Below are 22,293 nucleotides of genomic sequence, written 5' to 3' on the forward strand. Positions count from 1 at the left end.
ACACTCCCACCTTGGAAGACTTCACCGGTTCCTGCGGAAAGATTGACTGTATTTGCGAGCCCCCCTTGGTAGATATTGCCAGTACCGCCGTTGATGGCCATGGTGCCTGCCGCACCACCAGAGAAGACTTGCCCAGTACCACCGTTAACGGAGAAGTTATTAACAAACCCACCGCTATGAGCCATGGCAGTGCCGCCATATAGGAGGTAATTGTTCGTTGTTCCTCCATTAAGCGTATCAGCGATACCGTTTTGAGTAAGAGTGACTGCGTTTGTGACAGAGCCGCCATTATTTTGGACGGTCCCATTTGTGGAAGCAAGGAGGTTGTTCGCGGTTCCGCTGGAGAGAAGGTTGATTGTCCCACCACCAACTGCCGTCCCGGTGGTGATCATGCCACCAGAACTCACTAGCTCTGTCCCGCCACTGACATTTACAGCCATGGCGGTGCCGCCATTAAGAATGGTTCCTTGTCCACCAGAGGTGATTTGCGAGCTGGTCGTTCGGCCGTCAGAGCCAACGACTTCCGTTCCGCCTTGCTGTACGATATCGCCTGAAGTGTAGCCACTGGCGTACATACCGACGACCGGCGTGCCGTATATACCACCATCAAGCACGCCCTGATATGTACCGCCTTGCACTGCAACAGTACCGCCCTGCATTGCAGTCAGGCCTACGCCCTTAGCGCCGGACACTTGTACCAGCCCACCGCTAATAGCTGTGGAAAAGGAAGTAATCCCGCCATTGTTAAGCTGAGTAGCGCCAGAGCCTGTAAAAATTCCTCCCGACGTTTGCCCGTTACTCTGAACCCACTGGACACCGCTATTATTCCCACCGATAGCGGTTCCGCCGTTACCAACAACCGTTTGGGAGCCCGAATCAAACGTTCCACCAGAAATAAGCCCCCCAGAGCCCTGCACTCTGTACCCTTTAACGACCAGATTGGGGGCCCCGCCGGCGAGAGCATACCCACCGCTAAGGACGTGTGGATTGTAAGCAGTGCCCGCTCCATCAACCGGAGGCCCTATGAGCGAGGCAGCTGCAATAGCACCTGACGATCCTGCCGTGGCACCATAAGAATAGCCTTGATTAAAAGCGTCAACAGAGGCGTTGCTTCCTGCGGATGCGTTGTAGACGGCACCACCATTTATGCCAGCAATGAACGCACTATCCACGGCGTAACCGCCATTGATGGTTCCACCTGCTGCGGATACAACGGCACCGGCCGCTTTATCATTAAGGCGACCAGCGCCACTGACAAAAACAGAATCAGCACCGCGTACTCCGAAGAATCGAGTGGATCCAAAGGTAATACTGCGGTCAAAGCCTCCAAGTTCGGGGTCTCTATGGTGCCGAAAACGCATAAATTTTATCTCCTAGCTAAGAAGCGAGAGAATAAAGGTTACTCCCCAGTTGATGCAGGTTGGGGAGGTGGATGGGCTGATTGCTGCTAATGACGCTCATACAGGGTGTTCGTCTGCTCCTGCTTTCATACTTCCTTGATATGCTGGCGAAAAAAAACATCCCAGAAAAGCGGGGCGTGCATACAACATAACTGCCTGACTATGTTCAAAATAAGGTTCTATGAACCTAGAATCAAGGAAATTTACTTAAAGTATAGGGCGGAAATTGTTGGTGTCCGCGGGGGGATTCGAACCCTCGGCCCCAGGATTCATACCACGTCAGCTTTCGCTGCCATCGGCTCGGGAAGAGCGCGATGTTTGTGGTCTGGACTGTCTCTTTACCACAGGCATCAGCCCAAGGTATCGCCCGTACAGTCTCTACACCTTCCTGACGTGCTGTCAGGCTTGGCTCGGGATTGGCATAGCCAGTCATAGCTGGCGGTAGCGTTCCCCGAATTTGAGCGAATCCACTAGGCGGTTTCCCATGATCCTAGCGCCCAATTTTATTTAGGAATCCTGTGCTCTATCCAGCTGAGCTACGCGGACACGCAGGAGTTCAGTATTCTTTCTTGGCATGGAGCGCAAGTGGGAATAGGCGTATTGTTTTAATAAGTGCGCAATATATTTATCATTCACAAAACAGTAGTGTTGACCTTCAGATAGGTGTTGAGCCGGCTTGAATATGGCCTCATTGATGAGAAAAAGAAGAAGATTTGCTTGCAATCTGCGGTATATGCGCTTGGCCTAAGCGAAAGGGCGCGATATGAAGGAGAGGATAGTTGTATAGTTTTCAATTGTGCCAGATTGAAAGCTCCCGCTCGTGACCCGGCCTTGGCACGGCCCAGCAGGATGTGCATGTCCCGAATGTCACTTACCCCTCGTCTTTGCTTGTCTTCTCTTTCGTTGTGCGTCACGCAGGATCGGCGCGTAAGGGCTTTGTCCTTACTGGCAGTGATGGCCCTAGGAGGGTTAAGTGCTTGTGGTGGTTCTCGAGACCCTTCAGCGCTCTCCCAACCACGTAATCATCTTTTAGGTGTTGATCGTGGGGCGCAAGGGGGCAGTGACCAGCTCCGTGGTGGGGTGAATGCTTATCTTTGGCGCGGTGCGATTGATACGCTTTCCTTTATGCCAATGTCTTCAGCCGATGCCGCTGGGGGCGTTATTCTAACAGACTGGTATCAACCACCCGGCTCTACGGATGAGCGCTTTAAGATTGCGGCTTATGTGCTGGATCGTAGGCTGCGTTCTGATGCGCTGCGTGTAACAATTTTCCGTCAGACACGGCTGAACGGTGGTGAATGGCAAGATACGCCTGTTGCGCCTAATACAACGTCTGACATTACAGCGCGTATTTTAGAACGTGCTCGGCAGTTGCGTGCTGAAAATGGTGGTAAAAAATAATTTCCATGAGCGATATGACCCCTCACGAACTTTCGACATTTGACTTTCATGCCCGTGAGCCTTTTTGGCAAAAACGCTGGGATGAGGCGAAAAGCTTTGAAGCCCCCGACGTGCCGCCTGCGGATCGGCCTAAATATTATGTCCTAGAGATGTTCCCTTATCCTTCGGGGCAACTTCATGTTGGGCATGTGCGCAACTACACGTTGGGTGATGTGGTGGCGCGGTATAAGCGTGCACAAGGCTATGCGGTGCTTCACCCAATGGGGTGGGATGCATTTGGCCTGCCTGCAGAAAATGCAGCGCGTGAACGGGGGGTTCACCCTGGTACTTGGACGATGCAGAACATCGCGACAATGCGTGAGACATTGCAGCGTTTAGGGTTTTCGCTGGATTGGAAGCGTGAAATTGCAACGTGCCAGCCAGAATATTATGGCCAACAGCAAAAGCTGTTTTTGGACATGCTCAAGGGCGGTCTGGTTGAACGACGTGACGCGGCTGTGAACTGGGATCCGGTTGATCAAACAGTTTTGGCGAATGAGCAAGTCGTTGACGGACGTGGTTGGCGTTCAGGCGCATTGATTGAGAAAAAGACGCTCTCACAATGGTTCCTCAAAATCACGGACTTTGCTGAGCCTTTACTTGAAACGCTCAAAAAGCTGGATCGGTGGCCTGAGCGCGTTAAAACGATGCAGGAGCGTTGGATAGGTCGCTCTGAAGGGGCTAAGGTTCGGTTCCCACTTCATCATCCTCCCGAGGGGTATGAGAGTGAAGGGGATGCGTGTGAGGTCTTCACTACACGGCCTGATACTTTATTTGGGTTGAGCTTTATTGGCATTGCGGCAGACCATCCTCTGGCGCAAAAAATTGCTCAAGAAAATTCGGACGCAGCTGCTTTCGTTGAGGAATGTCGTCGCGTTGGTACGTCTGAAGAAGCGCTTAGCACGACGGAAAAGCGAGGCTTTGATACAGGGTTGCGCGTGACTAACCCATTCAATCCTGAACAGACGGCGCCCGTATGGATCGCCAATTTCGTGCTGACGGAATATGGCACGGGTGCTGTTTTTGGGTGCCCTTGTGGGGATCAACGTGATCTAGACTTTGCCCGTAAGTATGATTTGGCCGTTCCTTCTGTGTTGCTGCCAACAGGTGAGGATGAGGCGAGCTTTACGTTGGGGGAAAAGGCCGTTACCGGGCCTGCCACGTTGTATCATTCAGGGTTTTTAACGGGAAAATCCACGAAGGATGCGATCCGTGCTGCCATTGAGCATCTGGAAAAAATTGGTGCTGGGCAGGGTGTGACGAATTGGCGCTTGCGTGATTGGGGTGTCTCCCGCCAGCGCTATTGGGGCTGTCCGATCCCCATTATTTATTGTGATTCATGCGGTGCCCAACCCGTTCCTGATGACCAGCTTCCTGTGACGTTGCCAGAAGATGTTTCTTTTGAACGGCCCGGGAACCCGCTGGATCACCACCCAACATGGAAGCATGTTGCGTGTCCATCATGCGGCAAACCAGCGCAGCGTGAAACGGATACGTGCGATACGTTTGTTGATAGCTCCTGGTATTTTGCGCGCTATACAAGCCCTCACGCCAAGACGCCGACTGTGGCGGATGCTGTTAATGGGTGGTTGTCGGTCGATCAATATATCGGCGGTGTGGAACATGCGATCTTGCATTTGCTGTATGCGCGTTTCTTCACCCGTGCGATGAAGCAGACGGGCCATCTTGATGTTGATGAGCCATTTAGTGGCTTGTTTACCCAAGGCATGGTGACTCATGAGAGCTACCGAGATGGTGACCAGTGGCTCTATCCTGAAGAAGTTGAACAACGCGGCGATGTCGTTGTTTCTAAGAAGACGGGCCGAGACGTCACGGTTGGTCGTTCTGAGAAAATGTCCAAATCGAAGCGTAATACGGTATCCCCTGTTGATATTATTAGCCATTATGGGGCCGATACAGCGCGCTGGTTTGTCTTGTCTGACAGTCCTCCAGAGCGTGATATGGAATGGACGGCAGCGGGTGTTGCAGCGGCGGCACGCTTTATGCAGAAGCTCTATCGTCAAGTGAGTGACGTTGCGCAGCGTGATGCGCGTGAGGCAACTCATGGTGAGGCTGGGGCTGATTTGCGTCATATAACGCATCGTACCATTGTCGCTGTGACAGAAGCGCTTGAGAATTTCACACCAAATGTTGCCGTTGCGCGTTTGCATGAACTGTCTTCAGCCCTTGGTGAGGCCGAGAAGAAAGGCGGTGAGGGGATCGCTGCAGCACGCCGTGAGGCAGCCCATGTTGTGACGTTGCTGATTGCGCCTATGATGCCGCATCTAGCGGAAGAGCTCATGGCATTGCTGGAGCCAGACGGAGCTCTCGTGGTGGAACGTGCTTGGCCGGAGGCGCAAGAAGCGTTGCTTGCCGTTCATAAGGTCACGATTGCGGTGCAGGTGCGCGGGAAATTACGTGGAACGATCATTTGCGCTCCGGATGCTCCTAAAGAGGATGTTCTTGCCCAAGCAAAGGCCGATGAGAACGTGGCTAAAGCTCTTGAGGGTAAGCGGATCGTGAAGGAAATTCATGTTCCGAACCGTATCGTTAACTTTGTCGTTGCCGGCTAAAAGGAGGTGCTAAGTATGAGCCGTTATCTGTCGCTTGCCGCTTTTGCGGTCATGCTTGGCACGATGCCTTTAATGGGAGGGTGCGGTTTTCAGCCTCTTTATGGTACGCAATCTAAGCAGTCAGTGCGCGTTTCACGTGAATTGCAACGGGTTTATGTTGCGAATATTCCGACGCGTTTCGGACAGGAAATGCGCCTGCAGCTGCAACAAGAGCTGGCGGGGTCAGACCCTGAACATCCAGATGGCTATACATTGCAGGTGGATGGGCACACCTCCTTCGAAGCGGTTGATATTCACCAAGACAATACGTCAGGCCGGACACGCCTTGTCGGTTTAGCGAATTGGCGTCTCTACACGGTTGGTGCGTCGCCTAAGTTGCTAGCTGAAGGTAATGCACGGACATTGGATGGGTATAATCCGACGATTGAGCAATATTTCTCTCAATCATTGAATGATGAGACCGTTGAGCAGCGTGTCGCGCAAAATCTTGCGCATGATACAGTGCAACAGGTTGCGATCTGGTTCCGCAGTCATGTTGCTCCCGGTGCTGCACAAAAGGTTGATACAGCCGAGGTGCCAGATACGGATTCTATGCCGCCGGATAATAGAGGAACGCCGTTGCAATATATTGGTTCCGATGGTTTCCCAGCCTCTGCGACCGGGCGCTCGAATTGGAATGGATCGGATACGGCAACGGGAGAGGATCATCCCCGGTGAAGATTGACGCACGCACTGTTGCGCGTGTGATGAAAGAGATCAGTTCGTGGCGTGCTGTGTTGCTTTATGGTGATGATGCTGGGTTGATCCGAGAACGCGCGGTTGCCGCTGTACGTCAGATTGTGGATGATTTGGAAGATCCTTTTCGTCTGGCACGTTTGGAGGGGGACGAACAGTCTCGGCTTGAGGAAGAAGCTTTAGCGCTTTCGTTAACGGGCGGGCGCCGTGTGGTGTGGTTGCGCGAGGCTCAAGACGGAATCGCGCCGATGCTGGAGCGCTTGCTGAAGCAAGAGAGTGATGCGCTGATTGTTCTTGAAGGGCGGGGGCTAGGGCCGCGGTCGAAGCTTCGTACATTAGCTGAAAAACACAAGAAAATTGCGGCAATCGGGTGCTATCCTGAAGAAGGGCGGGCTTTATCGCGCACCGTGACAGACACGCTTTCTGAAGATCGTATTACGATTGATCGGGATGGTTTGGCTTGGCTGATGGGGCATCTGGGGGCTGATCGTACGTTGGTGCGTGGAGAGCTTGAGAAGCTTCGTCTTTATGCAGGGGAAAATGGTCGTCTCACTTTAGAGGATGTTCATCATTCTGTAGGTGATTCTGGTGGTGCCTCTTTAGATGATGCTGTTTATGCGGCTTTAGCGGGAGATCGGTTTATCGCAGATCGTTCGTTAGAAAGAGCTCTAGCTGATGGGGCGAATGCGATTGCTTTTGCCCGGGTAACGCTTAATGTATTAGAGCGCTTACAGCAGGTACATCTTGCGATGAAAGATGGAAAATCTCGCGTAGAAGCGATGGGGGCTTTGAAGCCGCCTGTTTTTTTCCGTCGTAAAGAAGTGTTTGGTCGGGCGCTAGACCGTTGGTCTTATGAGGCATTAAAGTGCGCTGCGAGCGATACACAGCATTTAGAGTGGGTGTGTAAGCAGAGCGGTGGTGTGTCAGATGCGATGGAATGCCGTCGGCATCTTGTCCGGTTATGTCATCCACGTGCTGGAACAGTCGCTTAAAGAGCGTTTTATTATCCCTACAAGATAAAGTGACATGGGTACGAGAAATAGGATTTTCTCGTTGTTTTTTCGTGTCTTTTTTATGGCAAGAAGAGTTTGTTGAATTTTTTTTTACATCAAGTTAATTGAAATTAAGAACTATTATCACTTATCAGCGTTCCGTGTTCTCTCTTTGCCGATGCGCGGGGCCTGTTATGAGTCGTTTCATCCGTCATTATTTAAAACCGGCTTCGGCTGTCTTATCGTTGGGCGGGGTTGCCGTGGCGCATGGTGAGCCCGCTACAGCACAACGCGATCTGTCTTCCTCCAATGATCAGTCGCGCCGTTCAAATTCTGTATCGGTCGATCATTCAACGCAGAAATCTTCTGTCACGTCTCAAACTGTTGAGCGTGTGCATGTTGTGGGTCATCCATTTAATACATTGCATACAAGTAATGATATGGGACGAATGCCTCAAGATGTTATGCATACGGCGCAGACTATTGATGTTGTCCCACGTGAATTAATGAAGCAGCAAAATGCGAAGTCATTAGATGAAGCATTAAAAAGTGTCCCTGGCATTACTGCCTCTGTGGGTGAAGGTGCAGGGGGGATGAGTGGTGATCAGTTTCTGATCCGTGGCTTCCCTGCACAAAATGATATTTATGAAGATGGGTTGCGTGATTTTGGTGTCTATACACGCGATAATTTTGATTATGATTCCATCAATGTCATTAAAGGGCCGTCGTCAGAAGTCTTTGGGAATGGGACGACCGGAGGAGCTATCAATGCGGTGACAAAGGCTCCGACGCTTCAAAATCATGCAGGAGCGGATTTTAGTGGTGGTTCGGGGCAATATTATCGTGGAACAGTGGATATTAACCGGCGTTTAGGGGCGCATACGGCTTTTCGTATTGAAGGGATGGGTAATTCCAATAACGAGGTTGGGCGTAACACCGTGTTCTCTCATCGCTGGGGGATTGCGCCATCTGTTGCTTTTGGATTGGGAACAGACACAACGGTTGTCTTTCAGATTATGCACCAGTCCAATCATGGTGTGCCTGATTATGGTGTTCCAGCGATTAAAAAGCCGGGTGATAGTGTAGCCCGTCCCATTACCGAATATGGTGTTCGACGCAGCAATTGGTACGGTAAGCCTCAGGATGAGGATAAAACCAGTGATACGATGGAGACGATGCGGCTAACGCATCATATGAACTCCCATATTACCTTCCATAATGATTTACGTTTTGGTGAGTTTAGTCGTGACTATACGGCGTCTAATTTAGATTGTGGTGGTGGAACAACCTGTGGAGCGCTTTTTGGATCAGACCCTGCGAGTGCGACCGTCCCGCGTAGTCAACATACCAATCATGGAGCGGGTGGGGGCCCCATCCCCTATAAACAATGGAGCTGGTCTGTGCAGAACGTGGCGTCTATGCAGGCGGATTTCCATACAGGTTTTCTTAAACATCAGCTTATTACTGGGTTTGATATGGAATATGTTCATGACAAACGTCAGCAATACACGTTCCTAAACCCGACGGCTGAAGTAAATCTCCTCAACCCTAATCCTCATAATGTTGGGAACTTAAATAAAGTTCGTGCGGATTCAGGGTCAGCGTGGAAGAATTTAAGTAATCTCAAAGGGGTAGGGCAAAAACCAGATAGTAACGGCTACGGCTTTGATACCGGTATTTTCCTTTATGACCAGATCTGGTTTACCAAATGGCTATCGGTCAAAGGCGGGTTCCGTTGGGATCGTTGGCAAACGCAGTATCGCTCTTTTGGGGGTAATCCTAGCCAAGCTAATGCTCATAATGACAGTACACAGAATGTGCTGAATCCTTCAGCGAGCCTGATTATAACGCCCAATAAGTGGCAGATGTTCTACTTCACCTATTCCAGCTCAACGACGCCGATGGGGATGTATGTCACCAATGGATCTATCCCGGTGCGCCCAGGGACGGAAAGTGCGGCCAACAAGCCAGAGCGTGCTCAACTGTATGAGATTGGAAGTAAAATGAGCCTTCTTGATGATCGGCTTGGGGCAACAATTTCACTCTTCCGTCTTGATAAGAGTAATGCGTTAACCACGGATGCGTCATCAGGTCAGTCAATTGCGACAGGTGATGGGCAACGCAACCAAGGGTTAGAGTTGTCCCTTGGGGGGATGATTTTACCCGGTTGGAATGTGACGGCGACCTATGCTCTCTATGATCCAAAGATTACATCCTCTTCGAGTGCGGCTGAACGGGGGAGGATGATTCAATATGTTCCACATAATCAGGCGACGTTATGGACGGCTTATGAAGCTTTCCCTTCCAAGCCATGGAATTTCACGATTGGTGGAGGGGTAACCTGGCGCCAAGGCGTCTGGTTGGATAATGCAAATACGGCTCGTGTTCCGGCTAATGTGGAATTTGATAGTATGCTTTCGCATCGCTTTAATCGTCACTGGAGCATCGCTCTTAATGGATACAACCTCTCTAATAGATTGAATTATAATAGTCTTTTCTCAAGCTATGCGACGCCGGCGCCGGGGAGAAGTTTTCTTGGACGGATAAGCATGGACTATTAATTAAATTCATACAGTTACTAATCGTGTTTATTGGAAAGGGAGGCAACTATGCCTCTCTTTTTTTGGGGAATTGCTGCTATTTTCCTGTCAATTAAAGAGACTGTTATTTTTTTGCAACACTAACTTATCAGAAAGATAAGATCTTTTTATCATGCTTGTAACTGCGAACAATTATCATTTACAGAGAGGCTGTGTCTTTCGTTAACAGGCCTCACGGAGCCTCTCATGAGCCATTTCATACGTCATTGTTTAAAACCAGCTTCGGCCGTTCTCACTTTAGGGGGGGCGGCGACAGCTCATGGGGAAGCTGCTAATGTTCAGCGTGATTCCTCTTCAGTGGCGTCATCAACGCAGTCTGCTTCTACGCCAGAAAAATCAACCTCTTCCGCCTCTTCAATGGATTCAAAAGAGGTTGAACGTCTTCACGTTGTTGGTCATCCGTTTAATACGATACGGGCAAGCAACGATATGGGGCGTATGCCACAAGATGTGATGCATACAGCACAAACGATTGACGTTGTGCCGCGTGAGCTGATGAAACAGCAAAATGCGAAGTCACTGGATGAAGCACTTAAGAATGTTCCCGGTATTGCCGCTTCTGTTGGGGAAGGCGCTGGGGGACTGAATGGCGACCAGTTTTTGATTCGTGGTTTCCCGGCTCAGAACGATATTTATGAAGATGGCTTGCGTGATTTCGGGGTCTATACACGTGATAACTTTGATTATGATTCGGTCAATGTCATCAAAGGCCCTTCTGGGCAGGTCTTTGGGAATGGCACAACGGGTGGTGCGATCAACGCGGTAACGAAAGCCCCGACCCTTCAAAATCACGAAGGTGCTGATTTCAGTGGTGGTTCTGGGCAATATTATCGTGGCACGGTGGATATCAACCGACGTCTTGGTGCGCATACGGCTTTTCGTATTGAAGGCTTAGGAAATTCCAACAATGTGGTGGGGCGTAAAGGCGTTTATGACCATCGCTGGGGAATTGCTCCGTCCATCAGTTTTGGTCTTGGTACGAAAACGACGCTTGTGTTCCAAATCATGCATTTGTCGGATGAGAGCGTTCCTGATTTTGGTGTTCCCGTTGTGGCAGCGCGTGGGTCTAGTGTTGGACGGCCAATCACCGAATATGGCGTGCCTCGGCAGAATTGGTATGGGAAAGATCAAGACCGGAACAAGACGAGCGACACGATGGAAACATTGCGTCTGACTCATCATTTCAATTCACATTTGACGTTTCATAATGATCTACGCTTTGGAGAATATAGCCGCAATTTTGAAGCCTCAAAAGTGCAGTGCAAAGCCGGTTGTATCAATGCGATTAATAGTGGCAACCTAGGGGCTGGGGCGATTGAACGCACGACACCTGGCAATAGTGTGCCCTTGCCCTATCATCAGTCGAGCTGGTCTGTTCAGAATGTGGCTTCTTTGCAAGCGGACTTCAAAACGGGCTTTATTAAACATCAGCTCGTGGCGGGTTTTGACATGTCCTATGTTCATGATCGTCGTCGCCAGGATGTGTATAATAAAGCAGTTCCACAGGCGAACTTGCTTCATCCTGATGGTGGTACCGCAGGGGGTGTGTACCGTATTGCAGCGGGAGATAATCCAGGTTTTATGCCGGTGATCCCAGGGCTTGGGAAGAAAGCGAACAGCTCGGGTTATGGCTTTGATACGGGGATCTTCATCTACGATCAGATGTGGTTTACCAAGTGGCTGTCCGTGAAAGGTGGCTTCCGTTGGGATCGTTGGCAAAGCCAGTATAACGCGACGGGTGGCCCGGCGAGTTATATGAACGGCAAAAATTCTATTGCAAACCCCGATATACATATTCCCGATACGGAGAATGTCATCAATCCGACGGCGAGCCTGATCCTGACGCCTAATAAATGGCAGATGTTCTATTTTACCTATTCCAGCTCGACGACCCCGATGGGCATGTATGTGACGAGTGGGGCGGTTCCGGTCATGCCGGGGAAGCAAAGCGGTACGTTACCGTCCAGCAAGCCACAGCGGGCCCAGCTGTATGAAGTGGGCAGTAAGATGAGCTTGCTGCATGATCGTTTGGGGGCGACAATCTCGCTCTTCCGTCTTGATAAAAGCAACGCATTAACGACGGATCCAGTGGCGAATGCAACAATTAATACCGGTGATCAGCAGCGCAACCAAGGGTTAGAACTGTCGCTGAGTGGGATGATCTTGCCGGGATGGAATGTCACAGCGACCTATGCGCTCTATGATCCGAAAGTTACCTCTTCTGCAACGAAGTCTAATGTTGGGAAGATGATTCAGTATGTTCCACATAATCAGGCAACGTTATGGTCAGCTTATGAAGCCTTCCCCAATAAGCCTTGGAACTTCACCGTTGGGGGTGGCGTGACATGGCGCCAAGGTGTGTGGTTGGATAATGCCAACACAGCGCGCGTGCCAGCGAATGTGGAATTTGATAGCGTGTTGTCGCATCGGTTTGATCGTCATTGGAGTGTGTCTCTGAATGGGTATAATCTCTCAAATCGTTTGAACTACAGCAGCATCTTCTCCGGCTATGCCACACCAGCACCGGGGCGGACCTTCCTTGGTCGTTTGAGCATGGATTACTAAGCGCTCGTTTTTATATTTTACTCTGTCCGAAGGGACGAAAGTCATGATGATTCACATTCCTGGTGTTCTTTCTGCTGAAGAACTTGCAGCATTGCGGGCTCGTTTGCGTGAAGGGCAATGGGCTGACGGTCGGGACACAGCGGGGGGGCAGTCGGCTTCTGTAAAGAATAATCTGCAGATCCCGCCCGATAGTGAGCTTGGGCGTGAGCTATCGACTTTTGTCCTTCGTAAATTAGGCAGCAATCCGCTCTATAACAGTGCGGTGCTGCCATTGCGGCTCGTCCCGCCGCTTTTTAACCGCTATGATGAGGGGATGTCTTTTGGGGCGCATGTGGATAACGCCTTGCGTCCTATTCCCGGCACGGGGCAGCGTATTCGCACGGATGTTTCCAGCACGCTCTTTATTAGTGATTTAGATGAGTATGATGGGGGAGAGCTCGTGCTTTACGGCCCATCTGAAGAAAAGAGGGTTCGCTTGCCTGCGGGGGATATGATTGTATATCCAACAACCGCCCTTCACAGTGTTTCTCCCGTAACGCGAGGGAGCCGCTGGGCGTCGTTCTTTTGGGCACAATCAACGGTTCGTTCACAAGAGCATCGCTCTATTTTGTTTGATCTTGACCAAAGCATTATGGCGCTGATGGAAAAGTTCGGCCCGCGCGATGGGGAGGTACTTCGTCTGACGAATGTGTACCATAATCTTCAACGCAGCTGGGCTGAGTTGTAAGGCCGATACCGAAAGAAGCGTTTTAAAAAGGCCCGTCTTTCAAAGGACGGGCTTTTTTGTATCTGAAGCTCTCGTAATTTAGAACCGCGCGGAAATATCAAGATAGTAATACCCCCCATTAATGCCGAGTTGGGACGTACTCATATAATATTTAGGCGCACCAAGATAACGGTTCTCTTTAGGTGTTTTCGTCGGATAAGCCGCGAAAATGTTATTTCCCCCTAAAGTTGCGTTCCAATGCTTATTAATTGCGTAGGTTAAGGAGAGGTTCGTTGTCCATTTCGGTTTATTATGAAACGGAAGATAGTTGGTTGTGGACGCTGTAGAGGTATTATTGTTTTTATAATAGGTGAGCTGAGACGTTGTTTGTCCGTAACGTATTTCGTGAAGTGACACGACCCACTGGCCGCCGGGTGACGTCCAATTACCACCGAAGATCATCTTACTGCGTGGGTATGCGGTTGTGATATAGGCTCGGCTTGGTGCGTTCAGCAATGGGCTCCCATCCTCACGAGTAGCTTGATGGCGTAAGCGTGTGCGGTTGAGATTGATCGCAACATCCCAGTTCACGTGGCCAAACCGTCCGAAATCTGTGGGGTAGGTGGCGGTAATGTCCAGCCCTTGTGTGCGGGTATTGGCCACATTGGCAAACCATTGGGTGGAAAGATTGTTGCCCGAGACACCAGGTGGCGGTGTAAAGCCGTTGCTGCTTAGGATCGTAGCCGCTCTGTCACCATAAAGATTGCCGCCGGGTAAAATGCGCCCACGTAAATCAATCTGATAGACATCTGCTGTGACATGAAGTTTCTTAATAGGCTCGGCAATAATCCCGCCCTCAGCACTGGTGCTTTGTTCAGGCTTGAGGCGCTGGGCCCCACTCGCGAGAGCCCCGGGAGAGCTGGCCGCAATAAGGCCACGTGCTACGGTCGGGGAAATGGTTAAAGCAGAGAAATGCTCTTGTGCGAGTGTTGGAGCATGGAAGCCATTGCTAAATGTGCCGCGAATGGCCAGACGTTTCGTAAAATCATAGCGTGTGGAGATCTTACCCGTCTGTGTATTGCCGACATCGGTGTAATGTTCGTAGCGTCCCGCAGCATCAACTTGCCATTTTTTGGTAAGATGAGTTGAAATATCAATATAACCTGAGATGACGTCACGGTTAAAGTTCCCGGCATTGCCAGCATTTGTGCCGGAAAGGGCAAGGCTGGTGCCCCCTTTATAGGTGCTGTCTGGTGATCCTGTCGCAATTGAATAGGATTCGTAGCGATAAGCAGCGCCACCGGCGAGATTGATACTATGAGGCCAGATAGAGATGTTGAGTTTGCGACTTAGGTCAAGGCCTGTCGTCCATTGGGAATTGCTATAGCCTTGGACATTGTTGAATGTTTGCGGAGTAGCTCCTGTATCGCGGTAAAGGGCGGTGTTAGCATCTTGCTTGAGGCCAATATTATCAAAGTCACGCCCATAAACTGTGGAAATATCCCAGTTCCAGCCAAGATTTTTCCCTTTTAACCCAGCGGTGACTTCAAAATCATTTTCCTCATTCGTTTGAAGGGGGGAATATCCACCAGGATATAAGGCAGCGTAGCCGGGATAGGATTTGAGCGAGGAGGGCAGGCGATAATTCTGGAAGGCCTCAGCATGGCGGTGTGCGTAGGTTGCCGTTGCGTAAGCCCGTAAGTGATCGGCCAGATCATAAGCAGCGTTAATGGCTACAGCTTGACGTGTTTGCTCAGGTTGGCTGAGGACTTTGTTAATGTCCGTTCCTGTCCGGCTATCAGGAGCAGAGCGAAAAGCGTGGTCTTGGTGGACAAAATCACCGCTAATATGGATAAAGCCGCGATTATTGAGGTTAAGCCCACCATCAAGGAAGAGCCCTTGCTGGTAGCCGTCGCCTTCGCTAGTGATCCCGCTATTAGAACGAAGCGTGATCCCGTGATTTTGCTTTTTGAGGATAATATTAACAACCCCCGCGACAGCATCGGAGCCATATTGGGCAGAGGCACCATCGCGCAATACTTCAATATGGTCGATGGCTGACATGGGGATCATGTCAATGTCGGTCGGTGTTGTACCCTGCTGAGGGCCTGCATCAGCGTAAATATTCGCTGTTGTATGGCGCCGGTGCCCATCAACGAGAACTAGTGTCTCGTTAGAGTTGAGACCGCGCAGACTAATAGAGTCTGTCAATGCACCTGTATCAAATCCGCCCGTTGGAACGGTAAGAGAGGGCAGAAGCAGTTGCATGGCATCGCGCAACGTTGGTTGGCCGGTGCGGGCCAGTTGTTTGCTGGAGACAACATCGACTGGCGCAATAGCGTCACGTGCTTTTTTCCCCAGCTCACGTGTTCCTGTGACAATGACACTTTCACTGCCACCGGACAGGGTAGGGGCTCGTTGTTCACGAAGTGCTTTATCGTGGGAAGAGCGTGACGCAGACCGTGCGTGCGTTGCCTTTTTGACAGATTGTGCGCTGGCTAAACAGCTCGTTCCCAAAAGGGAAAATGCCATAACGGCGCATGATGAGAGAGGGAAACGAGCAATCATAAACGAGCATCCTGCTGCACAATGCGGGTCATGATGGATTAGACAGACGGGTCTTCTGAGTTTGGTATATTCACAACCAGAAATTCCCTTGGTCAGCCTACAAAATACTATGCTATATCGTTGTTTTTGTATAGCACGAACTTAAATGATCTTTTATCAAGAAAAGCTGACAATAACAATGAGGTAGGAAGCTTTTATAACGTGATATACTTAAAATTGTTGCGATAAAACATCATGTTCCTTCTGTTTAGTGAGGATGTATGTTTTTAAGCAACAAAAAACCCGATGAAAGATCGTTAGTCTTCTCATCGGGTTCTGAGTTAGGAAAGAGGTATCGGGTTACTTGAGATCAGAAGCTGAAGTTGATACTTGAGCACGTAATCCAGTTTCAGGAACCTGAATGTCAATCTCAAGAGTTGAGCAGTTTTGACCACGATCCAGCTTAATGTTGACATTGTCCTGATCAACCGAGACATGACGAGCCAATACCTCCAAGATTTCACGATGGAGCGTGCGTAAAAGATTTGTATCATCTTCACCGCTCACGCCACGCTCATGTGCAAGGAGGATCTGGAGGCGATTGCGGGCAACGGTACTGCTTGAGGGCCGCTTGCGTGAGAAAAAATTATCTAGGAAACTCATGCGCCCCTCTTTTTGAAAATAAAGTCTAGCAGCCCGCGTTTCTCTGTAGGGATAGAAACAGGAAGTTCCTCACCCTCTAGGCGTCGTACAGCTTCAAAGTAAGCTTTAGCAGGTGCGCTGTTTGGGGCCGCAAGGGTAACAGGCGCTCCAACATTGGACGCTTTCAGGACATCTTCACTTTCTGGAACAACCCCTAAAAGCGGGACAGAAAGAATATCAATCACATCATCAACACTCAGCATTTCATCGCGCGCTGCTCGCGCCGGATCGTAGCGTGTTAACAAGAGATGTTTCTCTACACGCTCACCTTGTTCTGCGCGTGCTGTGCGGCTGTCTAACATGCCAACAATGCGGTCAGAGTCACGCACCGAGCTGACTTCAGGGTTCGTAACAATAACGGCATGATCAGCATGGTGCATCGCAAGCTGAGCGCCGCGTTCAATCCCAGCAGGACTGTCGCAGAGAACCCAGTCAAATTTCTCCCGCAACTCTTCCATCACACGGCTGACGCCTTCAGCAGTGAGAGAGTCTTTGTCGCGTGTTTGGGAGGCCGGGAGGATGGAGAGGGTTTCGCAGCGTTTGTCGCGAATCAGGGCTTGATGGAGGGTCGCATCACCTTGAACAACATTGATTAAGTCAAATACAACACGGCGCTCAACACCCATGACGAGGTCAAGATTGCGTAAGCCAACGTCAAAATCGACAACGGCGACATTCTGTCCATTACGAGCTAATGCTGCTCCCAGTGCTGCGGTTGTTGTCGTTTTGCCAACGCCTCCCTTACCTGAGGTCACAACAATGATTTGAGCCATGAAACGATCAACCCTCTCCAAATACCGGCGAATGTACTACCCCTTGAGGAATATATTCTCTAGGATAGCATTACACGGTTAATTAATAAGTTTTTCTTACCAGAAAATAAATTGAGCTGGTAAATAAATTTATCACAGTCTCTTCATACTCCATAGTGTTTAACGATGCTCTGAGTGAAGAGAGCGTACGGTGATATGGTCATTGGCTAAAAGTGCTTGGGCGGCTTGCCCGATCCAAGACGGGTCAATCTCTTCTGAGATCATGTAAAACCCATCAATAGCGAGAAGTTCAGCTTCCATACGCACAGCGTAAATACGGGCTCGCGGCCGTCCATCGACACCCGCAATGGCACGTCCACGCAGCGGCCCATAGACATGGATGGATCCGCCAGCAATAATCTCGGCACCAGAAGAGACAGCTCCTAGAACAATAATGTCTCCATCTGGATTTTGTACAGATTGCCCTGAACGCACTGGCCCATTGATGATAAGGGGTTCTTTTAAGTCAGAGACGGTAGAGGATTCATCTTCGGTGTTTTCGGGAAGTGTGACGGGGCCACTTGGGCGACCCCCATTGAGCTCTGCAGGCCAATCCCATTCTTGTAGGGCAGGCCAATCGCGGTTACCTCCTTCAATGCCGATTAAGCGAATCCCGCGTTCTTTGAGCTCATTCTGAAGGGTATTTAGTCCAACTGTGTCGGCAGAGAGAAGGTCAAGATCAAGGATTATTGGCTGGCGGCTAAAGAAACCAACAGAACGAACCATTTGTTCGTCCAGTCCTTTGAGCCATGCTTCAAGAGGCGCTTCGGGCGACAGGATGAGCGCTAAAAAGGAGCGTCCACGTGCACGAATCGCCATCGCACCCGACGTGGAAGCGCTGGTCTTTTGAGACTGCAAAGGGGCAGAGGAGCTGGACATGAGGCAATGCTTACCATTCTATTGTATCAGATCTACCGAACGTATCTTGTTCCATAGCCCCGGAGTGCCATAGAAAAGAATCATGCGTATATTGCACCACCTACCCCTCTCTCCGCAATCGCGTTTGGCACGTCTTTTACTCGGTGAGAAACGTTTGCCATATGAGCTCGTGATCGAAAAGGTCTGGGAACAGAACGAGGCCTTTTATGCGTTGAACCCAGCAGGAGACGTTCCCGTTTTGGTCGAAGAAAGCGGTCTTGTCGTGCCTGGGGCCCGCGTTATCTGCGAATATTTAGAAGATGTGTATCCCGATACAGCTTTGCTAGGACGAACGGTTGGGGAGCGTGTGGAAGTGCGACGCTTGCTGGACTGGTTTGACCGGCTTTTTCAACAAGAGGTAACGGTTAATTTGTTGGGGGAGAAGGTTGAGAAGCGTCTATTTGGGCAAGGCCTTCCAAGTGGAAACGTGCTGCGCCAAGGCTATAAAAATCTGCGTTTCCATTTGGACTATATCGGTTATTTAGCTGAAACGCGGACATGGCTGGCGGGGCCTTCGCTTTCTGCCGCTGATTTCGCAGCGGCAGCTCATTTATCAGCGCTGGACTTCTTGGGGGATATTAACTGGAAGCATGCGCCTTCCGTGCGGGATTGGTATGCACGGGTAAAATCGCGTCCCTGCTTTCGGAGCTTATTGAGCGATAAAGTGAGTGGGATTACGCCGCCACCTCATTATGCGGATCTCGACTTTTGACGGACATAATGAGTGCTAAGGGCACGACAGCGTGGGATGTTCTCGTATTAGGTGCGGGAGCAGCGGGGCTTATGGCGGCAGCCACGGCCAGCCAGCGTGGGGTGCGTGTTGCGGTGTTAGATCACGCAGCAGAGCCGGGACGGAAGATTTTAATCTCAGGAGGTGGGCGCTGTAATTTTACCCATCTTGAAACCAGCTGGGAGCGTTATCAGTCGGCTAATCCCCGTTTTGCGCGTTCGGCTTTAGCGCGCTACACGCCTCGAGATTTTTTAAATCTTGTCGAGAAGCACCATATTGCTTGGCATGAAAAAGAGGCTGGGCAGCTTTTTTGTGATGGGTCTGCCCGTCAGATTGTCACCATGCTGGAAAAGGAATGTGCGAAGGGAGCTGTCCGTTTTTATTACCGCCATGCGCTTCAAAAGCTGTCTCATGATGGACATTGCTTTCAGGTGCACACCTCACAAGGAATCATGAAAGCACGCACTGTTGTTCTAGCGACAGGGGGGCTCGCCTTACCAAAGCTAGGGGCTACCGATAGTGCGTTACAAATTGCGCGTCATTTTGACTTAGATGTGGTGGCACCAATGCCCGCATTGGTGCCTTTAACCTTGGAGAAGCCCTTTCCAGAGCTTGCTGGCGTCTCGCTACCGGTGACGACCTCTTTGGGAAAGAAGGGTGTGCGTTTTACGGACGGTATGGTCTTTACCCATCGCGGTTTATCCGGCCCAGCGATTCTCCAGATTTCCTCTTATCGTTCGGCAGAACAGTCCTTTTGGATCAATTTGCGTCCGGGGCATGATGTTTGGGAGGATATGACAGCTGTGATGAAGGCTCGCCCACGTGCTCATGGAGCGGCGTTGCTGGAGGGGATCCCAATACGATTGGCGCGTCACTTAGCGCAAACAATGCTGGATGGGCGTCCATTGGCTGAACAGCCCGGCAAAGCTGTACGGGCTTTAGCAGAGCACGTGGCACGCTGGGTTGTTAGCCCTGCGGGGACGGAAGGATATGCCAAGGCGGAAGTTATGCGCGGAGGGGTGGATACGCGGTGTCTCTCGTCTCAAACGATGGAAGCAAAAACGGTACCAGGGCTTTATATCGTGGGTGAAGCTGTCGATATGACAGGATGGCTCGGGGGATATAATTTTCAATGGGCATGGGCGAGCGCTGTAGCGGCTGGAAAAGCAGTTGCCGAGCGCGTGAAGGGTTAAGCGCGTGCTGGATAGAGCGTAAAGCTGGTTTTATATTTTCTATTGGCATGAAACGCGTATAATCGCTCGGCATAAGCGAGAATGCGACTGTCGTCAGGATAAAGAATAGATGGGACAGAAAAATCAGAGAGCGGAGAGTGCGGCGGTGAGTGAGCAGACAAATCTTGTAGAAGAGACGAATGAATGCGCTGCGGCCCGACTGTTGCTGATTGAAGATGACGAGAGTCTTGCAGCGGAAATTGTCGCAAACCTTGAAGGGCGAGGGTACGATGTCCAGCGGGCAGCGACAGGGACGGAAGGTCTAGAGGTAGCGCGTGCCTCTCATTTCGATGTGATGGTGGTGGATCGGATGCTGCCAGAGCTGGATGGGTTGAGCGTGTTGGAAAGCTTGCGACAGCAAGGCTATATGATGCCTGTTCTCGTGCTTTCGGCTCTTTCTGCTGTGGATGACCGAATCAAAGGCTTGAAGGCTGGAGGGGATGATTACCTCGGCAAGCCTTTTGCGATGGAAGAATTGGCAGCCCGCCTTGAGGCCTTGCTACGACGCCCTATGCAGGGCCGGGCCTCGCTTTTGCGTGTGGGACCGTTGGAAATTGATTTGATTGAACGTCGAGCAAGCCGATCGGGACGTGCGATTGACCTCCTGCCACGGGAGTTCCGCTTGCTGGAATATATGATGCGTCGCCCTAATATGGTTCTGACTCGGACGATGTTGCTTGAAGATGTGTGGAATTATCGCTTCATCCCCCAGACGAATTTAGTGGATGTGCATATAGGGAAGTTGCGTCGCAAGGTTGATGGTACTGGTGAAGCCCCGCTTATTCAAAGTATTCGCGGGTCAGGGTTTAAGCTTTGTGTTGTGGATTGATCTTTTTCGGACAGCGACCTTTCGCCTAACCCTAGGGTTGGTTGCCGTTATCATCGTAGGGATGGGGCTGCAATTTAGCCTTCTTTATGGAGAGATGAATGGGTATGAGCAGCTCCGCTCCAATGACCTTCTCCATCGCTCGGCTGCCCTTTTGGTGCGGGAAGAACCTCACGAGCTTGAAGTAAAACTACGTGAGCGGAGCACGAATGAGCTGCGGGTTTTTCTCAATGGCGCGGCGATTTTTGACCGTAATCATCATTGTATTGCAGGGGATATTCCCAATTGGCCGAAGGGGCTTCATAGCTCTCCAGCTGTGCAGCCCTTAACGATGACGTTGCCTGATGGCTCTCGCACGATGATGCGTTTTCTCGTGGTGGAGGTGCTTGGCCCGGCCGGGGAAGAGGATCGTCTGCTCGTTCTCGCGCGTTCGCGGCATATGGCGGATGAGCTACGGTATATGGTGTGGCATGCCGCCATTTTATCCATCGTGCCGGTTGTTTTGTTCTCACTTTTAGCGGGTATGCTGCTCAGTCAACGCGCTTTGGCACGGATTAAGAGCATTCATCAAGCGATTGAGCGTATCATGAAGGGAAATGTGCATGAACGACTCCCGGTCGGACGTGGTCGTGATGATTTAGAGCGTTTGTCGCGTTCTGTTAATCATATGCTAGACCGGCTTGAGCAGCTTATGGGAGAGATGCGCGATGTTGGCAATGATATTGCGCATGATCTCCGCACACCCCTTGCGCGTGTGCAGGCACGCCTCGACCGTGCGTCCGCCTTGTCGCACGACCTTTCAGTGGAGAAGAGTGAGGTCTTTGACAAGGCGATGGGGCAATGTCGTCGTGATCTAGAGCAATGTTTTTCAATTATTACAGCTCTACTGAGGATCGGGGAAATTGAAAGCGGGCAGCGGCGTGCTGGCTTTGCAACGATGTCCCTTGGCCCTCTTGTGACGGATATTGTCGATCTCTACGAGCCGATTGCGGAGCTGGAGAATATCACCCTCTACGTTGTTTTGCCGGATCACCCTGCGCAGATTGTTGGTGATGCTGATTTGCTTAATGAGGTTTTGGCGAATCTGTTGGATAATGCGCTTAAATTCACCCATCAGGGTGGTTGGGTTCGTGTGAGTGTTGGGCTGTATGAAGATGGTCGCGTATGGGTTGAGGTGCGCGATACGGGTATTGGCATTGCGCTAGAAGAGCGGGAGGCCGTACTAGGGCGTTTTTATCGTGCGGATAAAAGCCGACATATTCCTGGAAGTGGTTTAGGGCTTAGTTTGGTAGCCGCGATTATTAGGCTGCATGATGGCATTCTAGAAATCGAGCCTAATGAGTCAGAGGCTGCGCATACGGGAACAGTATTCAGAGTTATTCTCCCATCTTTTTCTGTTCAAAATATGACCCTCTCATCAGGATGAGAGAGATTTTAAGATAAAATTATTTTCAAAGGAAAGCCTGTTTTCTTGATAGTAGTGTAAGGATATAGGTCATACTGTTTGTGGTTAGA

The 22,293-nt window shown here is 50.6% G+C and carries 15 protein-coding genes and 1 pseudogene; 11 read left to right on the forward strand and 5 right to left on the reverse strand.

Features of this window, described 5'->3' with window-relative positions; all coding sequences use genetic code 11:
- Positions 1 to 1,361 (reverse strand): annotated as a pseudogene (locus F457_RS0105585) (hypothetical protein); the annotation flags it as partial.
- A gap of 903 nt (positions 1,362 to 2,264) precedes the next feature.
- On the opposite strand from F457_RS0105585, the gene F457_RS0105590 reads away from it, so the two are divergent.
- The 7 genes from F457_RS0105590 (at position 2,265) to F457_RS0105620 (ending at position 13,032) form a co-directional block, all read left to right on the forward strand.
- Positions 2,265 to 2,801 carry a DUF3576 domain-containing protein gene (locus tag F457_RS0105590; RefSeq protein ID WP_026294230.1) on the forward strand — a complete coding sequence of 179 codons (537 nt, stop codon included), beginning with the start codon at positions 2,265 to 2,267 and terminating at the stop codon, positions 2,799 to 2,801.
- A 14-nt stretch (positions 2,802 to 2,815) separates the two neighbouring features.
- Positions 2,816 to 5,413, forward strand: coding sequence for a leucine--tRNA ligase (gene leuS / locus F457_RS0105595; protein ID WP_156809367.1), 2,598 nt, complete (start codon positions 2,816 to 2,818; stop codon positions 5,411 to 5,413).
- Between the two features lie 15 nt (positions 5,414 to 5,428).
- The gene (locus tag F457_RS0105600) at positions 5,429 to 6,130 is read left to right on the forward strand and encodes an LPS assembly lipoprotein LptE (RefSeq protein ID WP_018980155.1); all 702 of its coding nucleotides are present in this window, start codon (positions 5,429 to 5,431) and stop codon (positions 6,128 to 6,130) included.
- A complete protein-coding gene (holA, locus tag F457_RS0105605; protein WP_018980156.1) occupies positions 6,127 to 7,140 on the forward strand; it encodes a DNA polymerase III subunit delta in 1,014 nt (337 codons plus the stop codon). Before F457_RS0105600 ends, holA begins: the two co-directional genes overlap by 4 nt.
- Positions 7,141 to 7,334: 194 nt before the next feature.
- The gene (locus F457_RS0105610; RefSeq protein ID WP_018980157.1) at positions 7,335 to 9,701 is read left to right on the forward strand and encodes a TonB-dependent receptor; all 2,367 of its coding nucleotides are present in this window, start codon (positions 7,335 to 7,337) and stop codon (positions 9,699 to 9,701) included.
- 225 nt (positions 9,702 to 9,926) lie between these two features.
- Entirely contained in the window at positions 9,927 to 12,305 is a 2,379-nt protein-coding gene (locus F457_RS0105615; RefSeq protein WP_018980158.1) for a TonB-dependent receptor, read from the forward strand.
- Between the two features lie 43 nt (positions 12,306 to 12,348).
- Complete coding sequence (locus F457_RS0105620) at positions 12,349 to 13,032, forward strand: Fe2+-dependent dioxygenase (protein ID WP_018980159.1); 684 nt, start codon at positions 12,349 to 12,351, stop codon at positions 13,030 to 13,032.
- A gap of 78 nt (positions 13,033 to 13,110) precedes the next feature.
- On the opposite strand, the gene F457_RS0105625 is transcribed toward F457_RS0105620, so the two are convergent.
- The 4 genes from F457_RS0105625 to minC all read right to left on the reverse strand — a co-directional run bounded on the left by F457_RS0105625 (position 13,111) and on the right by minC (position 17,951).
- Positions 13,111 to 15,579: a TonB-dependent receptor plug domain-containing protein gene (locus F457_RS0105625; protein WP_018980160.1), complete on the reverse strand. Its 2,469-nt coding sequence runs from the start codon at positions 15,577 to 15,579 to the stop codon at positions 13,111 to 13,113.
- A gap of 339 nt (positions 15,580 to 15,918) precedes the next feature.
- Positions 15,919 to 16,221, reverse strand: coding sequence for a cell division topological specificity factor MinE (minE, locus tag F457_RS0105630; protein ID WP_018980161.1), 303 nt, complete (start codon positions 16,219 to 16,221; stop codon positions 15,919 to 15,921).
- On the reverse strand, positions 16,218 to 17,033 hold the full coding sequence (gene minD, locus F457_RS0105635; protein ID WP_018980162.1) for a septum site-determining protein MinD: 816 nt from the start codon (positions 17,031 to 17,033) through the stop codon (positions 16,218 to 16,220). Before minD ends, minE begins: the two co-directional genes overlap by 4 nt.
- 159 nt (positions 17,034 to 17,192) lie before the next feature.
- A complete protein-coding gene (minC, locus tag F457_RS0105640) occupies positions 17,193 to 17,951 on the reverse strand; it encodes a septum site-determining protein MinC (protein ID WP_018980163.1) in 759 nt (252 codons plus the stop codon).
- A gap of 82 nt (positions 17,952 to 18,033) precedes the next feature.
- Here minC and fzlA point away from each other — a divergent pair, with 82 nt between their 5' ends.
- The 4 genes from fzlA (at position 18,034) to F457_RS12285 (ending at position 22,204) form a co-directional block, all read left to right on the forward strand.
- Complete coding sequence (gene fzlA, locus F457_RS0105645; RefSeq protein WP_018980164.1) at positions 18,034 to 18,702, forward strand: FtsZ-binding protein FzlA; 669 nt, start codon at positions 18,034 to 18,036, stop codon at positions 18,700 to 18,702.
- Between the two features lie 8 nt (positions 18,703 to 18,710).
- Positions 18,711 to 19,913: a BaiN/RdsA family NAD(P)/FAD-dependent oxidoreductase gene (locus F457_RS0105650; RefSeq protein WP_018980165.1), complete on the forward strand. Its 1,203-nt coding sequence runs from the start codon at positions 18,711 to 18,713 to the stop codon at positions 19,911 to 19,913.
- Positions 19,914 to 20,022: 109 nt separating this feature from the next.
- Positions 20,023 to 20,781, forward strand: coding sequence for a response regulator transcription factor (locus F457_RS0105655; RefSeq protein ID WP_018980166.1), 759 nt, complete (start codon positions 20,023 to 20,025; stop codon positions 20,779 to 20,781).
- Positions 20,768 to 22,204: a sensor histidine kinase gene (locus tag F457_RS12285; protein ID WP_018980167.1), complete on the forward strand. Its 1,437-nt coding sequence runs from the start codon at positions 20,768 to 20,770 to the stop codon at positions 22,202 to 22,204. The genes F457_RS0105655 and F457_RS12285 overlap by 14 nt, the downstream gene beginning before the upstream one ends.
- Positions 22,205 to 22,293 lie beyond the last annotated feature (89 nt).

The organism is Saccharibacter floricola DSM 15669 (assembly GCF_000378165.1).
In the GTDB taxonomy this organism is placed as follows: domain Bacteria; phylum Pseudomonadota; class Alphaproteobacteria; order Acetobacterales; family Acetobacteraceae; genus Saccharibacter; species Saccharibacter floricola.